Source organism: Acinetobacter sp. EKM10A (genome assembly GCF_011075215.1).
Lineage (GTDB): Bacteria > Pseudomonadota > Gammaproteobacteria > Pseudomonadales > Moraxellaceae > Acinetobacter > Acinetobacter baumannii.
Window position 1 is genome coordinate 1 of the sequence record NZ_JAALLK010000053.1, and the last position, 266, is coordinate 266.

The window sequence follows — 266 nt, forward strand, 5'->3', positions numbered from 1 at the left end:
GTCCAGGTGCCGTCACCATTGTTCACTGCCGGATAGTCAACGCCATCCACATTGACAACCACTGTTGCTGTCGGATCATTCACTGTACCGGTTAACGCAGGTGTGCTGTCGTTAGTCAACACATCATCAAGTAGAACCACTGGCGGTGTAATGTCTGCAGAGACTGTGCCTGTACCTGGCAATGAAGTATTGCCTGCAGGGTCAGTGGCTGTTGCAGTCACGGTATCGCCATCCACCAGGTTACCCGGGTTTGGTACTGACCAGCT

The 266-nt window shown here is 53.0% G+C and carries 1 protein-coding gene; it reads right to left on the reverse strand.

Features of this window, described 5'->3' with window-relative positions; translation table 11 throughout:
• Positions 1-266: hypothetical protein (locus G9371_RS19040; protein WP_320077568.1), on the reverse strand; the 266-nt coding region annotated here is incomplete at both ends.